This is a genomic window from Brooklawnia propionicigenes, assembly GCF_030297015.1.
GTDB classification, from domain to species: Bacteria; Actinomycetota; Actinomycetes; order Propionibacteriales; family Propionibacteriaceae; genus Brooklawnia; species Brooklawnia propionicigenes.
Window position 1 is genome coordinate 410192 of record NZ_AP028056.1, and the last position, 14370, is coordinate 424561.

The 14370-nt window shown below is 64.3% G+C and carries 16 protein-coding genes; 2 read left to right on the forward strand and 14 right to left on the reverse strand.

What is annotated here, in order from left to right; all coding sequences use genetic code 11:
• Nucleotides 1–62 precede the first annotated feature (62 nt).
• The 11 genes from QUE25_RS01890 to rpsP all read right to left on the reverse strand — a co-directional run bounded on the left by QUE25_RS01890 (nucleotide 63) and on the right by rpsP (nucleotide 8221).
• Nucleotides 63–374, reverse strand: coding sequence for a DUF2469 domain-containing protein (locus QUE25_RS01890; protein WP_286267032.1), 312 nt, complete (start codon nucleotides 372–374; stop codon nucleotides 63–65).
• The gene (locus QUE25_RS01895) at nucleotides 371–1015 is read right to left on the reverse strand and encodes a ribonuclease HII (RefSeq protein WP_286267034.1); all 645 of its coding nucleotides are present in this window, start codon (nucleotides 1013–1015) and stop codon (nucleotides 371–373) included. Before QUE25_RS01895 ends, QUE25_RS01890 begins: the two co-directional genes overlap by 4 nt.
• Nucleotides 1015–1833 carry a signal peptidase I gene (gene lepB, locus QUE25_RS01900; RefSeq protein ID WP_286267036.1) on the reverse strand — a complete coding sequence of 273 codons (819 nt, stop codon included), beginning with the start codon at nucleotides 1831–1833 and terminating at the stop codon, nucleotides 1015–1017. The genes QUE25_RS01895 and lepB overlap by 1 nt, the downstream gene beginning before the upstream one ends.
• 106 nt (nucleotides 1834–1939) lie before the next feature.
• A complete protein-coding gene (rplS, locus tag QUE25_RS01905; protein WP_286267038.1) occupies nucleotides 1940–2287 on the reverse strand; it encodes a 50S ribosomal protein L19 in 348 nt (115 codons plus the stop codon).
• A 349-nt stretch (nucleotides 2288–2636) separates the two neighbouring features.
• The gene (locus tag QUE25_RS01910) at nucleotides 2637–3404 is read right to left on the reverse strand and encodes a succinate dehydrogenase/fumarate reductase iron-sulfur subunit (protein ID WP_286267040.1); all 768 of its coding nucleotides are present in this window, start codon (nucleotides 3402–3404) and stop codon (nucleotides 2637–2639) included.
• Nucleotides 3401–5425, reverse strand: coding sequence for a fumarate reductase/succinate dehydrogenase flavoprotein subunit (locus QUE25_RS01915; RefSeq protein WP_286267043.1), 2025 nt, complete (start codon nucleotides 5423–5425; stop codon nucleotides 3401–3403). The genes QUE25_RS01910 and QUE25_RS01915 overlap by 4 nt, the downstream gene beginning before the upstream one ends.
• A complete protein-coding gene (locus QUE25_RS01920) occupies nucleotides 5425–6159 on the reverse strand; it encodes a succinate dehydrogenase cytochrome b subunit (RefSeq protein ID WP_286267045.1) in 735 nt (244 codons plus the stop codon). Before QUE25_RS01920 ends, QUE25_RS01915 begins: the two co-directional genes overlap by 1 nt.
• Nucleotides 6160–6227: 68 nt before the next feature.
• Nucleotides 6228–6938, reverse strand: coding sequence for a tRNA (guanosine(37)-N1)-methyltransferase TrmD (gene trmD, locus QUE25_RS01925; RefSeq protein WP_286267047.1), 711 nt, complete (start codon nucleotides 6936–6938; stop codon nucleotides 6228–6230).
• On the reverse strand, nucleotides 6938–7465 hold the full coding sequence (rimM, locus tag QUE25_RS01930; RefSeq protein ID WP_286267049.1) for a ribosome maturation factor RimM: 528 nt from the start codon (nucleotides 7463–7465) through the stop codon (nucleotides 6938–6940). Before rimM ends, trmD begins: the two co-directional genes overlap by 1 nt.
• Nucleotides 7466–7538: 73 nt before the next feature.
• On the reverse strand, nucleotides 7539–7796 hold the full coding sequence (locus QUE25_RS01935) for an RNA-binding protein (protein WP_286267051.1): 258 nt from the start codon (nucleotides 7794–7796) through the stop codon (nucleotides 7539–7541).
• Nucleotides 7797–7798: 2 nt separating this feature from the next.
• Entirely contained in the window at nucleotides 7799–8221 is a 423-nt protein-coding gene (rpsP, locus tag QUE25_RS01940; protein ID WP_286267053.1) for a 30S ribosomal protein S16, read from the reverse strand.
• Nucleotides 8222–8430: 209 nt separating this feature from the next.
• Here rpsP and QUE25_RS01945 point away from each other — a divergent pair, with 209 nt between their 5' ends.
• The gene (locus QUE25_RS01945) at nucleotides 8431–9615 is read left to right on the forward strand and encodes an NAD(P)/FAD-dependent oxidoreductase (protein WP_286267056.1); all 1185 of its coding nucleotides are present in this window, start codon (nucleotides 8431–8433) and stop codon (nucleotides 9613–9615) included.
• 44 nt (nucleotides 9616–9659) lie between these two features.
• Nucleotides 9660–10274 carry a cysteine hydrolase family protein gene (locus QUE25_RS01950; protein ID WP_286267058.1) on the forward strand — a complete coding sequence of 205 codons (615 nt, stop codon included), beginning with the start codon at nucleotides 9660–9662 and terminating at the stop codon, nucleotides 10272–10274.
• A 66-nt stretch (nucleotides 10275–10340) separates the two neighbouring features.
• Here QUE25_RS01950 and QUE25_RS01955 read toward each other — a convergent pair whose 3' ends face one another.
• The 3 genes from QUE25_RS01955 to ftsY all read right to left on the reverse strand — a co-directional run bounded on the left by QUE25_RS01955 (nucleotide 10341) and on the right by ftsY (nucleotide 14318).
• Complete coding sequence (locus tag QUE25_RS01955) at nucleotides 10341–11414, reverse strand: amidohydrolase family protein (protein ID WP_286267060.1); 1074 nt, start codon at nucleotides 11412–11414, stop codon at nucleotides 10341–10343.
• A 27-nt stretch (nucleotides 11415–11441) separates the two neighbouring features.
• On the reverse strand, nucleotides 11442–13007 hold the full coding sequence (ffh, locus tag QUE25_RS01960) for a signal recognition particle protein (protein WP_286267062.1): 1566 nt from the start codon (nucleotides 13005–13007) through the stop codon (nucleotides 11442–11444).
• Between the two features lie 99 nt (nucleotides 13008–13106).
• Nucleotides 13107–14318: a signal recognition particle-docking protein FtsY gene (gene ftsY / locus QUE25_RS01965; RefSeq protein ID WP_286267064.1), complete on the reverse strand. Its 1212-nt coding sequence runs from the start codon at nucleotides 14316–14318 to the stop codon at nucleotides 13107–13109.
• Nucleotides 14319–14370: the final 52 nt, after the last annotated feature.

Here is a 14370-nt window from a genome sequence, read left to right on the forward strand (position 1 = left end):
ATCCACAGGAAAATCTCGGCGGGCCATCTCAGGGGCTGCGCGGGATCGGTCCCGGACGAGGTTCACTCCTGGTCGGGGACCTCAAGCTCGCGGTGCTGGATCTCTTCGATCGAAACGTCGCGGAAGGTGAGCACCTTCGCCGACTTCACGAATCGCGCCGGACGGTACATGTCCCACACCCAGGCATCACCCATGGAGACCTCGTAGTAGACGTCGCCACCCTCGGTGCGCACCTTGAGATCGACCTGGTTGCACAAGTAGAAACGCCGCTCCGTCTCCACCGCGTAGGTGAAGATGTCGACCACGTCCTTGTACTCGCGGTACAGGTCGAGTTCCAGCTTGGCCTCGTAGGCTTCCAGATCGTCACTGCTCATTGTGAAGCCACTCTAGCCGCTGCCTGAACGTTCTCATACCGCAGCCGGTGTATCGGGCACGGCCCCAGGTCTTCCAATCGCCGCTGGTGTTCGGCAGTGCAGTAGCCCTTGTGCTCGGCGAAACCGTAGCCCTCGTACTGGGCGTCATAGTCGATCATGATGCGGTCTCTGGTGACCTTGGCGATGATGGACGCGGCCGCAACGCACGCCGCCACCTGATCGCCTTTCCACACGGCCAGGCCTGGGCAGGCCAGGCCGCTCACCGCGAAACCGTCGGTCAGGGCGAACCCCGGCTGCGGATCAAGCCGCAGCAGTGCCCGCCGCAGGCCCTGCAGGTCGGCCTCGTGCATGCCGAGCTGGTCGCATTCCGACGGCGAAACCTCAACCGCAGACCAGGCCAGCGCGCAGGCCACGATCTCGTCGTACAAGCGCTCGCGCGTTGCGGCGCTGAGCAACTTCGAGTCGTTCAGCCCGTCCAGATGACGCACCGCACGCTCGTCCAGGATGACTGCCCCCGCCACCAGCGGGCCCGCGCAGGCGCCCCGCCCGGCCTCGTCGGCACCGGCCACCAGATCGAAACCGGCCCGCCACAACGCGCGCTCGTAACCGAAGATCCCCTTACCGGGACGAATAGTGGACATCAGCCTCCGCAGGACCCCTCTCCCAGCACCGGCGCGGCCGGCGGATCATCCACCGCGTCGGGCACGCCGGCGAATGTCTGCGGAACTGAGAAGGTCGTGATGCGATTCAGCGGCGCCACAACGGCGACCACCGGACCCACGACGTTGCCGATCGGGATGAAACCATACATACCTGCGGGTACCCCGTTGTGGGTCGCTTCGCACATGTGAAGCCGGGAATCACCCGAACGGTCGCGATGGTCGCCCAGGACGAAGATGCGATCGGCCGGAACGATCACGTCGAACGGCGTATCGGATGGCGCCACGCTCAAGCCACTGGCGTCCTTGTAGAGGTACGAACTCTCGTCGATGGCCACATCGTTGATCGTCACTCGGCCCTGCTGATCGCAGCAAGCCACATGGTCGCCCGGCATGCCGATGACCCGCTTCACCAGATAGCCCTGGCTGCTGTCAGGCAGCAGATAGAGCGCCTCGAGCACCTCACGAACCGGGTTGGTCGAAGCCGGCTGCACACCCATCCACATGGCGTCCGGATCCTCGAAGACGACGATGTCACCCCGTTCGAAATCCGACACACGCATGGCGACGATCCGGTCCTTGAGTTCAAGGGTCTCTTCCATCGAGCCGCTGGGAACCTGAAAGACCTGAAAGACGAAGACCCTCAGCAGTGCCGTGATCACCAGAGTCACCAGGATCGCCAGCAGGGTCTCGCCCGCGAACGTCACAACCTGATTGAACTTCGAGGGTCTGCGAGCCGGAGGTGCATCCAGGTCGTCCACTTCGGCGACCTGTTCGTCACCCTTGCGTCTACGACCCATGCCTCGACTCCTCGCTCAACGACCGCGTCCTATCTTATGGCCTGACGAAGCGAAGTCCCGGCCACCAGTGAGGATGGCCGGGACTGCGGTGAGACGTGTGCGACTGTCAGTCGCGGCGCTCCTTGATCTTGGCAGCCTTGCCGCGCAGACCGCGCAGGTAGTACAGCTTGGCGCGGCGCACATCGCCACGACGCTCGACCTCGATGTGGTCGATGATCGGCGAGTGCAGCGGGAAGGTACGTTCCACGCCGGTTCCGTAGGAGACCTTGCGGACGACGAAGGCTTCCTGCACACCCGAACCGGTGCGGGCGATCACAACGCCGGCGAAAACCTGGATACGGGACTTGTTGCCTTCAACAACCTTCACGTGCACCCGCACCGAATCGCCTGGACGGAATTCGGGGATGTCACTGCGGACCGAGGCCTTGTCGAACTCAGCAATGATCGGATTCATAATGTTTCCTCGTCGGTGCCACAGGTCACCTCGCGGTAGAGCGTGTACGCGGGCCCAGCCGTTCCGATCAATCCCCCTGTGGCAGGAGCCGATTCGGCAGAGCAACCTGACAATCATGCCACAGCCACGCCCATTGGCGGTAATCGCCGCAGCCAGCCCGCAAACGCTCGCCATTGACGAGTTCGCTCGCCTTCCAACAGAGCAGCAGACTGACCTGCGTCGGGCGTCTGAGACCGGACGCGCGCAGGGCCCGCGGCGGGCATCTGGGCGGGCACGCAGGCCAGCACGCGAAACGGCGCCGGGTAAGACCCCGGCGCCGTCTGTTACTCGCGAAGTGTGGCTGACTGACTTACGCGGTGAAGCCGTCCTTGCGGAACAGCGACCACACCAGGTCGCGGTTCAGCGCGCTGATGGACTCCAGCGGAATACCCTTCGGGCAGACCGCAGCGCACTCACCGATGTTGGTGCAGTTGCCGAAGCCCTCGGAATCGTGCTGACCGACCATGTTCTTGATGCGCAGGAAGCGCTCCGGCTGGCCCTGCGGCAGGTTGCCCAGGTGGGTGATCTTCGCCGAGGTGAACAGCATCGCCGACGCGTTCGGGCAAGCCGCCACGCAGGCACCGCAGCCGATGCAGGTCGCGTTGTCGAAGGCCCTGTCAGCCTGCAACTTAGGAGCGAGGTTGGCGTGCGCGTCCGGAGCCGAACCGGTGTTGACCGAGATGAAGCCGCCGGCCTGGATGATACGGTCCATCGCGGTGCGGTCGACGACCAAGTCCTTGATCACCGGGAATGCTTGAGCCTTCCACGGCTCGATCGTGATGGTGTCGCCATCGTTGAACGAGCGCATGTGCAGCTGGCAGGTGGTCGTCGGAACCGGAGAGTTCCCGCGTCCGTGCGCAGTGCCATTGATGACCACGCCGCACATGCCGCAGATGCCCTCGCGACAGTCCGAGTCGAAAGCCACGGGCTCTTCACCGGCGGCGGTCAGCTCCTCATTCAGCTGGTCAAGCATCTCGAGGAAACTCGTGTCCTCCGAAATGTTGTCGATCTGGTACTCGACAAGCTTGCCCTGCTGCGCGCCACGAGGCTGGCGCCAGATCTTCAGTGTGAGTTTCACTTGTAACTCCGTTGCTTCAGCTCGATTGCCTTGTAGACCAGTGGTTCCTTGTGCAGGATGGGCTTATTGCCCGCACCGGTGTACTCCCAGGCCGCGACATAGGCGAACTCTTCGTCGTGACGCAGCGCCTCGCCTTCCTCGGTCTGGTATTCGACGCGGAAGTGACCACCGCAGGATTCACGACGATGCAGGGCGTCGATGCACATCAGTTCGCCCAGCTCGAAGAAGTCGACCAACCGGCCGGCGCGCTCCAGGGTCTGGTTGAGATCCTCAGCGGTGCCAGTGACGTTGACATCGCGCCAGAACTCTGCCCGCAGGTCGCGGATCATGCCGATGGCCTTCTTCAGGCCTTCCTCGCTGCGGGCCATACCGCAGTACTCCCACATGATGTGGCCCAGCTCCTTGTGGAACGAGTCAACAGTGCGGTTGCCCTTGATGCTCAGCAGCTTGTCGATCTGCACCTTGGTGGCTGTCACGGCCTCGACCACGGCCGGATCATCATCGGGCAACCCGCCCAGGTGATGACCGGCAAGGTAATCATTGATGGTGTTCGGCAGGACGAAGTAGCCGTCCGCCAAGCCCTGCATCAGCGCCGAGGCGCCCAGCCGGTTGGCACCGTGATCGGAGAAGTTCGCCTCACCAGCGACGAACAGACCCGGGATGGTGGTCTCCAGATCGTAATCGACCCAGACACCACCCATGGTGTAGTGCACGGCCGGGTAGATGCGCATCGGAAGCTCGTAGGGATCCTCAGCGGTGATCTGCTTGTACATGTCGAACAAGTTGCCGTACTTGACCTCAACACCGTGCTTGCCCAGACGGCTGATGGCGTCCGAGAAATCAAGGTAGACGCCGCGGCGCACCTCGTGCTCGACGCCGTTGGCGTCCTTCTCCTTGACCAGCGGGCCGACACCGCGACCTTCGTCGCACATGTTTTTCGCCTGCCGCGATGCGATATCACGCGGCACCAGGTTGCCGAAGGACGGGTAGATCCGCTCCAGGTAGTAGTCGCGGTCTTCCTCGGGAATCTCGCGCGGGTCCTTGGTGCAGTCCTCGGCCTTCTTGGGCACCCAGATGCGTCCATCGTTACGCAGCGACTCCGACATCAGGGTCAGTTTCGACTGGTTGTCGCCGTGCACCGGGATGCAGGTCGGGTGGATCTGCGTGTAGCAGGGGTTTCCGAAGTAGGCGCCCTTGCGGTGCGCCCGCCAGCCGGCGGTCACATTGCAGCCCATCGCGTTGGTCGACAGGAAGAAGACGTTGCCGTAACCACCGGTCGCCAGAATCACCGCGTCGGCGGTGTACGGAGCGACATCACCGGTGACCATGTCGCGAGCGACGATGCCGCGGGCGATGCCATCCTTGACGATCAGCTCCAGCATCTCGTGACGGGGGAACATCTCCACAGTGCCCGCCGCGACCTGACGCTCCAGCGCCTGGTAGGCGCCGATCAGCAACTGCTGACCCGTTTGGCCACGAGCGTAGAAGGTGCGCTGCACCTGCACACCACCGAAGGAACGGGTATCGAGCAGACCGCCGTATTCACGGGCGAACGGAACGCCCTGGGCGACGCACTGGTCGATGATGTTGCCCGAAACGCTGGCCAGCCGGTAGACGTTGGTTTCGCGGGCGCGATAGTCGCCACCCTTGACCGTGTCGTAGAACAGCCGGTAGACCGAGTCGTTGTCGTTCTTGTAGTTCTTCGCTGCGTTGATACCACCCTGGGCGGCAATCGAGTGGGCCCGGCGTGGTGAGTCCTGGTAGCAGAAGTTCAGCACGTTGTAGCCGGCCTCGCCCAGGGACGCGGCGGCAGCGCCACCGGCCAGGCCGGTGCCGACCACGATGATGGTGATCTTGCGCCGGTTGGCGGGGTTCACCAGCTTGGCGCGGAACTGACGATCGGGCCAAACCTTGTCGATCGGCTGAGCGGTGTCGGCCTTGGTGTCGTGAATCTCGTCGCCGACGATGAAGTAATCGGCATCGTCGCTGAAAGCAAACTTGGGAGTCGTCGTCTCAGTCATCACGCAGTCACCAATCCAAAGAAGATAGCCAGCGGGCTCGCCATGAAGCCGAAGAAGACCAGCAGGCACACGATCCAAGAACAGACGCTGATGACCTTCTCACTGAAGGCACCGACGCGAGCGCCGAGGGTACAGAAAGCGCTGTAGAACCCGTGGTAGATGTGCAGGCAGACCGCGCCCACGAAGATCGCGTAGGCGAGCACGAGCCACCACTGCTGGAAGCCGAGGATCACGCGCATGTGGGGTTCGACCGTGCCGGTGTAACCCACCGTGATCGTCTGAGTGGTGAACTGCAGCAGGTGGAAGATCACGCCGAGAATGATGATCACGCCGCTCCAGATCATGGTGCGGGCGGCGAAGCTGCCGGCCAGGTAACGCTGCTTCAGGTAGCGACCCATGCCCATCCGGGCATCGTAGTCACGGAAGGTCAGGCGCACGGCTGCCTCGATGTGCACGACTGCGGCCAGCAGCAGCACACCGCGGAAGAGCATCAAGAAGAATCTCTCGGGGAGCATGGGGTACAGGAACGTCCGAAGGAAGTGCGAGTACTCATCGAACTCCTGCAGCCCAACATTGGGGATCAGGAGCTTTAGGTTGCCGAACATGTGCATGAGCAGGAACAGAACGAGGAACAGACCTGTGACGGACATCAGCACCTTGCGGAAGACCGTCGAATGAACTGCCCTGTTGTTGGCTGTCCGGCTCGAATCGCGAGTAACGAGTTTGGTTGCCACGGGCAGCAGTCTAATGGGTGCGCATCGGCGGCGATGGGCAGACCCCGCCATCCTTGGGCTAGCCAAACTTAGGTAATCAGATCCGGCCTGCGCCGGGAGGTAATCTCCACCGACTGCTCATGACGCCATTGGGCGACCTTACCGTGGTGACCGCTGAGCAACACTTCGGGCACATCAAAGCCACGCCAACTAGCGGGTTTGGTGTACACGGGATACTCAAGCAGATGGTCGGACGCCGCAGAATACGACTCTTCGACCAAGGACAGCGAATTACCGATCACGCCTGGAACCAGACGCACAGTCGCCTCGATCATAGCCAGCGCAGCGACCTCTCCGCCATTCAGGACGTAGTCGCCAAGGCTAACCTCACTAACATCAAAGTACTGGCGCGCCCAATCGATCACCCGGTGATCGATGCCCTCGTAGCGTCCGCAGGCGAACGCGATCCGCGGCGCTGCCGCCAACTCGTCGGCCATCGCCTGCGTGAACGGACGCCCCGACGGCGTGGGCACCAGCAGCACCGGGCGAGGGCCATCGGTGATCGGGCCGTAGCTCGCCAGTAGCGCGTCAAGGGCTTCACCCCAGGGTTCCGGCTTCATGACCATGCCCGCTCCCCCGCCATACGGAGTGTCGTCCACCGTGCGGTGCCGGTCATGCGTCCACTGCCTCAGATCATGGACGTGCACCTCGAGCAATCCGTCTTCGATCGCCTTGCCGATCAGGCTGAGTTGTAGCGGGGCAAGGTAGTCGGGAAAGATCGTGAACACGTCAATGCGCATCAGCCTTCCTCCGCCCCGTCGTCCAGCAATCCGGGGACATCGGCCAACCGCACGCTGCCGGCGTCCAGGTCGACATCGGGCACCAACGCCTTGACGAACGGCACGAGATACTCGCTGCCGTTGAGGTCGATGACCAGCAGATCCTGGGCGGGCCCATGGACGATTTCCTTGATCGTTCCCGAGGCGGTGCCGTCGGCGCGCAGCACCGTCAATCCGGTCAGCTGACGATCGAAGTACTCCTCCTGACCGCTGGGCCGCTCATCGGCCGGCACCACCGCGCTGAGCACGCATCCGCGCTGCTGCTCTGCGGCGGTCCGGTCGGTGATCTCGCGGAAGGAAACGACCAGGCGCCCGGACGGCTGTTTGACCGTTTGCACAGTCAGTGTGCCGCCCTGGTTGGTGCGCAGCTGCGCCCCGGCGGTGAAGCGCCGCTTGATCTCGTCGGTGCGGGGTTCGACATAGACCTCACCGCGCACGCCGTGCGCCCGCGAGATCACTCCGACAGTCACCTCGACCGTCTCACTCATCTGGTTCTTCCTCTCACAATGGCAAACGCCCCACCATCTGACGATGCGTGGGGCGTCTGCGGCGATGACTTCTTCAGCGGCGGCCGCGTCCGGGCTTGCGATCCACGTCGACGAAGTCGACACGGACCTGCTCGCGTCCGGCGAGCGCCTGCACCACAGTCCGCAACGCCGAGGCGGTACGTCCCTGACGACCGATGACTTTGCCAACGTCGTCGGGATGAACGCGTACCTCCAGCATCCGACCGTGACGCAATTCCTTGTCGCGGATGCGGACGTCCTCAGGATGGGTAACGATGCCCTGCACCAGATGCTCGAGCGCTTCGGCCAGCATGCTCAGGCCTCCTCGGTAGCCTCAGCAGCTTCTTCGGCCTCGGCCTTCTTCGACTTGCGGCTGATAGCCTCGGCCGCCGGCTCTCCATCGGCTTCGGCGAGCGCGGCATTGAAACGGGCCAGCTTGTCGGTGGGCTCCGGCTGAGGATCGATGCCGGCAGGCGAATCGTCGCCGGTGAACTTCTGCCAGTCGCCGGTGCGCTTCAACAGGGCGACGACGGCCTCGGTCGGCTGAGCGCCGACGCCCAGCCAGTACTGAGCCCGCTCGGAATCAATGCGGATCAGCGACGGCTCGTTCTTCGGGTGGTAGATCCCGATTTCCTCGATGGCCTGGCCGTCCCGACGGGTACGGGAGTCCATGACGACAACGCGGTAGTGCGGTGAGCGGATCTTGCCGAGCCGCTTCAGACGAATCTTGGTGGCCACTTGTGTGGTATCTCCTGTAGAAAAACCCGGGTGGTTCCCGGTAGTTCGGGTGGCGCTCACTCACGTGTGGGGCACGTTCGCTTGAGCCGGTGGACTGCGTCGCCAGTGATGAGAGGGCACCTGGACGCCAGACGCATCCTCTATTGTGCCAGATCACTGTAGCCACCACGAAATGCGGGCTAGCGTGGCCTCCAAGGAGGTTGATCACGATGAGCGAATACGACTACTTGATCGTGGGTGGCGGCGAGGCCGCCAACGCAGCGGCGCACGGCATCCGCGAGCTCGACTCGTCCGGATCGATCGGCATCATCAGCGCCGACACCGACGCACCTTACGACCGCACTGCCCTGACGAAGGCACTCTGGCTAGATCCGGAGGTCAACGAGCAGACCATTTCGGAGAACACCGCGTCCGACACCGGTGCCACAATCTTGCTCGACACGCCGGTGCGCGCCATCCACCGCGCAACCCACGAGGTCACCATCAGCGGGGGAGAAAGCGTCGGCTACCAGAAGCTGCTGCTGGCGACGGGTTCGGCACCAACACAGCTGGCCGGGGCCAGCGATGAGCGGATCATCGCCATGCGCTCGCTGGCGAACTACCGCAAGGTGCGCGAACTGGTCACCGACGACCCGACCGCGGTCGTGGTCGGCGGCGGATTCATCGGCACCGAGATCGCGGCCGCGCTGGCAGCCAACGGGGTGGCAGTGACGCTGATCTTTCCCCAGCAGGTCCTGGGTTCAACGGTTTTCCCAGGGAAGCTCGCCGACAGATTCCACCAGCTGTATCTCGACCACGGCGTGACACTGGTTCCCGGGAGGTTGGCAAAGGGCGCGCTGGTCGGTGCTGACCAGCGTCCGGGTGTCCTCCTGGACGATGGCAGCGAGTACTTCGCCGGTGTGGTGGTTGCGGGACTGAGCGCCAAACCGGTACTCGATCTGGCATCCGAGGCCGGGCTGGAGGTCAACCGCGGGGTCGTCGTGGACGCTCATCTGAAGACCTCGGACCCCGATATCTGGGCGGCCGGGGACATCGCCGAATACCCCGACGTGATTTTGGGACGCACCAGAATCGAGCACGTCGACCATGCGCAGAACTCCGGCGCCACCGCTGGACGCTCCATGGCAGGCAGCGACGAGACCTACGACCACACCCCGTACTTCTGGTCGGACGCCTTCGAGCTCGGCTGGGAGGCGATCGGACGCCTGGATGCCCGGCTGGACACCGAGGTGGTCGAGTTGGGTGAAGGACGCGATGTCGTCTACTACCTGGACGAGCAATCGCGTCCGGTCGGGGTGCTGCTGCTGGGCGTATGGGACTCGATCGACAAGGCCCGCAAGGTGCTGGCCGATGCCCCGACCGACCGCGCAGAGCTCCGCAGCAGAATCGTCTGAACAGAACACTGTCCTAGGCGGGCGTTCGGGCCCACAATGATGACATGGCTGAATCACTGACGATCAACCCAGCAACCACCGCATTGGTGCTCATCGAATTCCAGAACGAGTTCACCTCGCCCGGGGGCGTCCTGCACGACGCCGTCGCGGAGGTGATGGATTCCACCGGGATGCTCGACAACACGACCGCCCTGGTGGACAAGGCACGCGAGGCAGGCGTGACGATCATGCATGCTCCGATCACCTTCGCGCCCGGCTACTGCGAACTGACCCGGCATCCGTACGGCATCCTCAAGGGGGTCGTCGATGGAAACGCCTTCGTCAAGGGCACCTGGGGCGCCGCGATAGTCGACGACCTCACTCCGGTCGCCGGCGACATTCTCATCGAGGGCAAGCGCGGCCTGGACACCTTCGCGTCCACGAACCTCGACTTCATTCTCCGCAGCAAGGGAATCGACACGATCATCCTGGCCGGTTTCCTGACCAACTGCTGCGTGGAATCGACCATGCGCTCGGGGTACGAGAACGGCTACCGGGTGATCACGCTGACCGACTGCACCGCAGCCACCTCGACCGCGGAGCAAGAGAACGCGATCGCCTTCGACTACCCGATGTTCTCCGAGCCGGTGGCATCTGCCGAGGTCGCAGCCGCGCTGTGATTCGGCGAGCGCGGACGGCAGGCGTCCGCGCTGTGATTCGGCGGGCGCCCGCGCTGTGATATTCGGCTAACGCGGATAGCACTGCCCGCGCAACATCACCAGCGCCGGTTCGCGCAGTGTCTGAAGATGGACGCGCGGGTCGTCCCGGTAGGCCACGAGGTCTGCCGGGGCACCCGGCTCCAGACCCTCAGCTCCCAACCACTCGCGGGCCCGCCACGAGGCTGCGCCCAACGCGAACTCGACGCCCCCGAGCCGGGCGAGCAGTTCAGTCTCCTGCGCGATGCGGCCATGGCCGAGCGAACCGCCGGCATCGGTGCCGGCGTAGATCGGCACTCCGGCCTCCAATGCCGCCCCGAGCACCTCGTAGCGCGAGGCATGCAGGGCCCGCATATGCGCAGCGTATCGAGGGAACTTCGCTTCTCCGGCGGTCGCGAAGCTGGGAAAGTACTCGAGGTTGGTCATCGTCGGCACCAGAGCAGTTCCCTGCGCGGCCATCTGCTCGATGACCTCCGCGCTCATGCCGGTGCCGTGCTCGATGCAGTCAATGCCCGCGGCGACCAGCTCCGTCACCGATTGCTCGGCGAAACAATGTGCGGTCACCCGCGCGCCGAGCTCGTGCACCCGGGCAATCGCCCGACGGGCATCATCGGCCGGCCACAGCGGACGCAGGTCGCCTGCGGCACGATCGATCCAGTCCCCCACCAGCTTCACCCAGCCGTCACCGGCCAACGCCTGGCGTTCCACCTCGGCCACCAACTCGGTCGGTTCGACCTCAACGGCGAAGTTGCGGATGTAGCGCCCAGGACGTGCGATATGGCGTCCAGCCCTGATGATGCGCGGAAGATCGGCCCGATCGTCGACCCAGTGGGTGTCCACCGGGGCTCCGGCATCGCGGATCAGCAGGACGCCCGAATCACGATCGGTGATGGCCTGCTGCTCGGCGGTCACCCGATCGACGGCCCCGCCGGCACCGAGCCCGATATGGCTGTGGGCGTCCACCAGGCCGGGCATGATCCACCATCCCGAGCCGAGGGTCTCAGCCCCGGCCACCGGTTCGGCGCTGATCAGACCGTCGTCGATCCACAGATCGACCGGCTCGGTCCCCGGAAGAACGACACCGTTCAGATGCCAGCTGGCCATCGCCACCTCCTCCTGCAGCCGCAGCGCTCAGCGCGGCCCCTTGTTCTGCTGGTTGAGCATCTGCTGCAGCTCCGGAGGCAGCGAGAAATCCTTCATGGCGGCCTGAGTCTCGGCCTGAGTAGGCAGTGCCTCCGGCACCGACGGGGCACGCAAGGCCGGGTCGGCCTTGGCCTTCGCCTCCGCAGCCCGCTTGGCGGGATTGCCCGAGACCTTCTTGCCGCCCTTCCCCTTCTTCGCCTGCTGCCTGGGTGGCTGCCGGCGGCCACCGCCCATGCCGGGCATGCCCGGCATCATCTGGCCCATCGACTGCATCATCTTGCGAGCCTCGACGAACCGGTTCACCAGCTCGTTGACGTCGCGTACCTCAACGCCGGCGCCTCGGGCAATACGCGCGCGCCGCGAACCATTGAGGATGCCCACGTCGGCGCGCTCGGCAGGCGTCATCGACCGGATGATCGCCTCGACCCGATCGACCTGCTTCTCGTCGATCTCGGAGATCGCCTTCATGTTGGAGGCGCCGGGCAACATGCCGAAGACCTTGGACAGCGGGCCCATCTTGCGAATCTGTTGCATCTGCGCGAGGAAATCGTCCAGCCCGAACTGGCCGCCCCCGCCCATCAGCTTCTCGGCGGCCTTCGCCGACTCCTCCGCATCGAAGGCCTTCTCGGCCTGCTCGATGAGGGTGAGCATGTCGCCCATGCCGAGGATGCGGCTGGCCATCCGGTCGGGATGGAAGATGTCGAAGTCGGTGAGCTTCTCACCATTGGAGGCGAACATGATCGGCTTGCCGATCACCCGGGCGATCGACAGCGCCGCGCCACCACGCGCATCGCCGTCCAGCTTGGTGAGCACCACACCGTCGATGCCGACGCCCTGCTCGAATGCCAGCGCGGTGTTGACCGCGTCCTGGCCGATCATTGCGTCCACCACGAACAGGGTCTCGTCCGGCTTGGTGAGCGCCTTGATCATCTGCGCCTGGCGCATCATCTCGGTGTCCACACCCAGCCGACCGGCGGTGTCGATGATCACGACGTCGAATAGGTGATGCTTGGCATAGTCGATGGAGTTCTGGGCGACCTGGATCGGATCGCCGACACCATTGCCGGGCTGGGGAGCGTAGATGCCGGCCTTGGCCCGCTCTGCCATCACCCGCAACTGCTCGACGGCCTGCGGGCGCTGCAGGTCGGCGGCCACCAGCAGCGGCGAATGGCCCTGCTCCTTCAGCCAAGCACCCAGCTTGCCGGCCAGCGTGGTCTTGCCGGCGCCCTGGAGGCCTGCGAGCATGATGATCGTTGGCGGCTGCTTGGCGTAACGCAGCAGCCGGGTCTCGCCGCCGAGGATGGAGACGAGTTCGTCATTGACGATCTTGATGATCTGCTGGCTCGGGTTGAGCGCCCGCGACAGTTCTGCTCCGCTCGCACGCTCCTTGATGCGTGAGACGAACTCCTTGACCACCGAGAGATTGACATCGGCTTCGAGCAGCGCGATGCGGATCTCCCGGGCGGTGGCGTCGATGTCGGCATCGGTGAGCCGACCCTTGCTACGAAGTGACTTGAAGGTCGCGGCAAGGCGATCTTGAAGGGTGTCGAACACGGGCGTCCTCGAAAAGTGGCGGATATCAATGTCCAACGATACCGTCTACCCCGCGCCACCCGCCCAGGCGCTAGTGGGACGGGCTCGATCACTCGGCGCTCAGTTACCGAGCAGGCCGTCAACGAACTGTTCGGCGTCGAAGGGGGCCAGATCGTCGGCGCCCTCCCCCAGTCCGATGAACTTCACCGGCACGCCGAGTTCGCGCTGTACCTGGACGACGATGCCACCCTTGGCCGAACCGTCGAGTTTGGTCAACACGATGCCGGTGACGTCGACCACCTCGGCAAAGATGCGGGCCTGGGTGAGACCGTTCTGGCCGGTGGTGGCGTCCAGCACGAGAAGCACCTCGTTGACCGGGGCCTTTTTCTCGATGACACGCTTGACCTTGCCCAGCTCGTCCATCAGGCCAACCTTGGTGTGCAGCCGACCAGCGGTATCGACCAGCACCACATCGACACCCCGATTGATGCCCTCCTCGACAGCGTTGAACGCCACCGACGCCGGATCCGCGCCCTCGTCCGAACGAATGGTCTCAACCCCGACGCGCTCGCCCCAGGTGGTCAGCTGCTCGGCGGCGGCAGCGCGGAAGGTATCGGCCGCACCGAACAGCACCGTTTTGTCCTCGGCCACCAGCATCCGCCCTAGCTTGCCAACGGTCGTGGTCTTGCCGGTGCCATTGACGCCGACCACCAGCAGCACCGCGGGCGCACCGTCAGCATGCTCCAGCTTGAGAGTGCGGTCCAGATCCGGATTGACAAGCTTGATCAGCTCGCTGCGCAACAAGTCTTTGGCTTGCTCAGGATCGGCTATCCCATCGATGCGCAGCTGCTGGCGAAGCGCGCCGACCAGTTCACCGGTCGGGCCCACACCGAGATCGGAGGTGATCAGCGTAGTTTCGAAATCGTCCCAGGTCTCGTCGTCGATGCGGTCGCTCGACAGCAGATCGGCAAGCGCCCGAGCCAGGGCGTTGTTGCTGTCGGCCAGCTTGCGACGCAATCTCGCAAGGCGAGATGCTGCCTTCTCCGGCTCTTCGATCTCGGGGACGACCGGCGCGATCGGTTCGACAAGCGCCGTCTCCTCGAGGGGAGCCGCGATCTGAGGTTCGACGACCTCGGCCTCAACGGCCTCGACCTCGACAGGCGGAGCGGTCTCGACCAGTTCGGCCGAGGCGACTCCCTCGACGGCCGGGGCCTCCTTCTTGGGCAGCTCACCGCGTGCCTCGGCCCGCTTCTTGCTGATGACGATCGACAGCCCCGCGATGGCGGCTACCAGGAGAACACCGATAATGACTGTCCAGGGAATCCATTCCACGACGTCAGACTACCGGTTCGGTAGCCAAACCAAACAGCCGCGGCCCGGGCGG

Coding starts and splice junctions, on each gene's coding strand:
- QUE25_RS01890 (WP_286267032.1), bottom strand. CDS start 374: ATGAGCAGTGACGATCTGGAAGCCTACGAGGCCAAGCTGGAACTCGAC.
- QUE25_RS01895 (WP_286267034.1), bottom strand. CDS start 1,015: ATGTCCACTATTCGTCCCGGTAAGGGGATCTTCGGTTACGAGCGCGCG.
- lepB (WP_286267036.1), bottom strand. CDS start 1,833: ATGGGTCGTAGACGCAAGGGTGACGAACAGGTCGCCGAAGTGGACGAC.
- rplS (WP_286267038.1), bottom strand. CDS start 2,287: ATGAATCCGATCATTGCTGAGTTCGACAAGGCCTCGGTCCGCAGTGAC.
- QUE25_RS01915 (WP_286267043.1), bottom strand. CDS start 5,425: ATGACTGAGACGACGACTCCCAAGTTTGCTTTCAGCGACGATGCCGAT.
- trmD (WP_286267047.1), bottom strand. CDS start 6,938: ATGCGCATTGACGTGTTCACGATCTTTCCCGACTACCTTGCCCCGCTA.
- rimM (WP_286267049.1), bottom strand. CDS start 7,465: ATGAGTGAGACGGTCGAGGTGACTGTCGGAGTGATCTCGCGGGCGCAC.
- QUE25_RS01935 (WP_286267051.1), bottom strand. CDS start 7,796: ATGCTGGCCGAAGCGCTCGAGCATCTGGTGCAGGGCATCGTTACCCAT.
- QUE25_RS01945 (WP_286267056.1), top strand. CDS start 8,431: ATGAGCGAATACGACTACTTGATCGTGGGTGGCGGCGAGGCCGCCAAC.
- QUE25_RS01950 (WP_286267058.1), top strand. CDS start 9,660: ATGGCTGAATCACTGACGATCAACCCAGCAACCACCGCATTGGTGCTC.
- QUE25_RS01955 (WP_286267060.1), bottom strand. CDS start 11,414: ATGGCCAGCTGGCATCTGAACGGTGTCGTTCTTCCGGGGACCGAGCCG.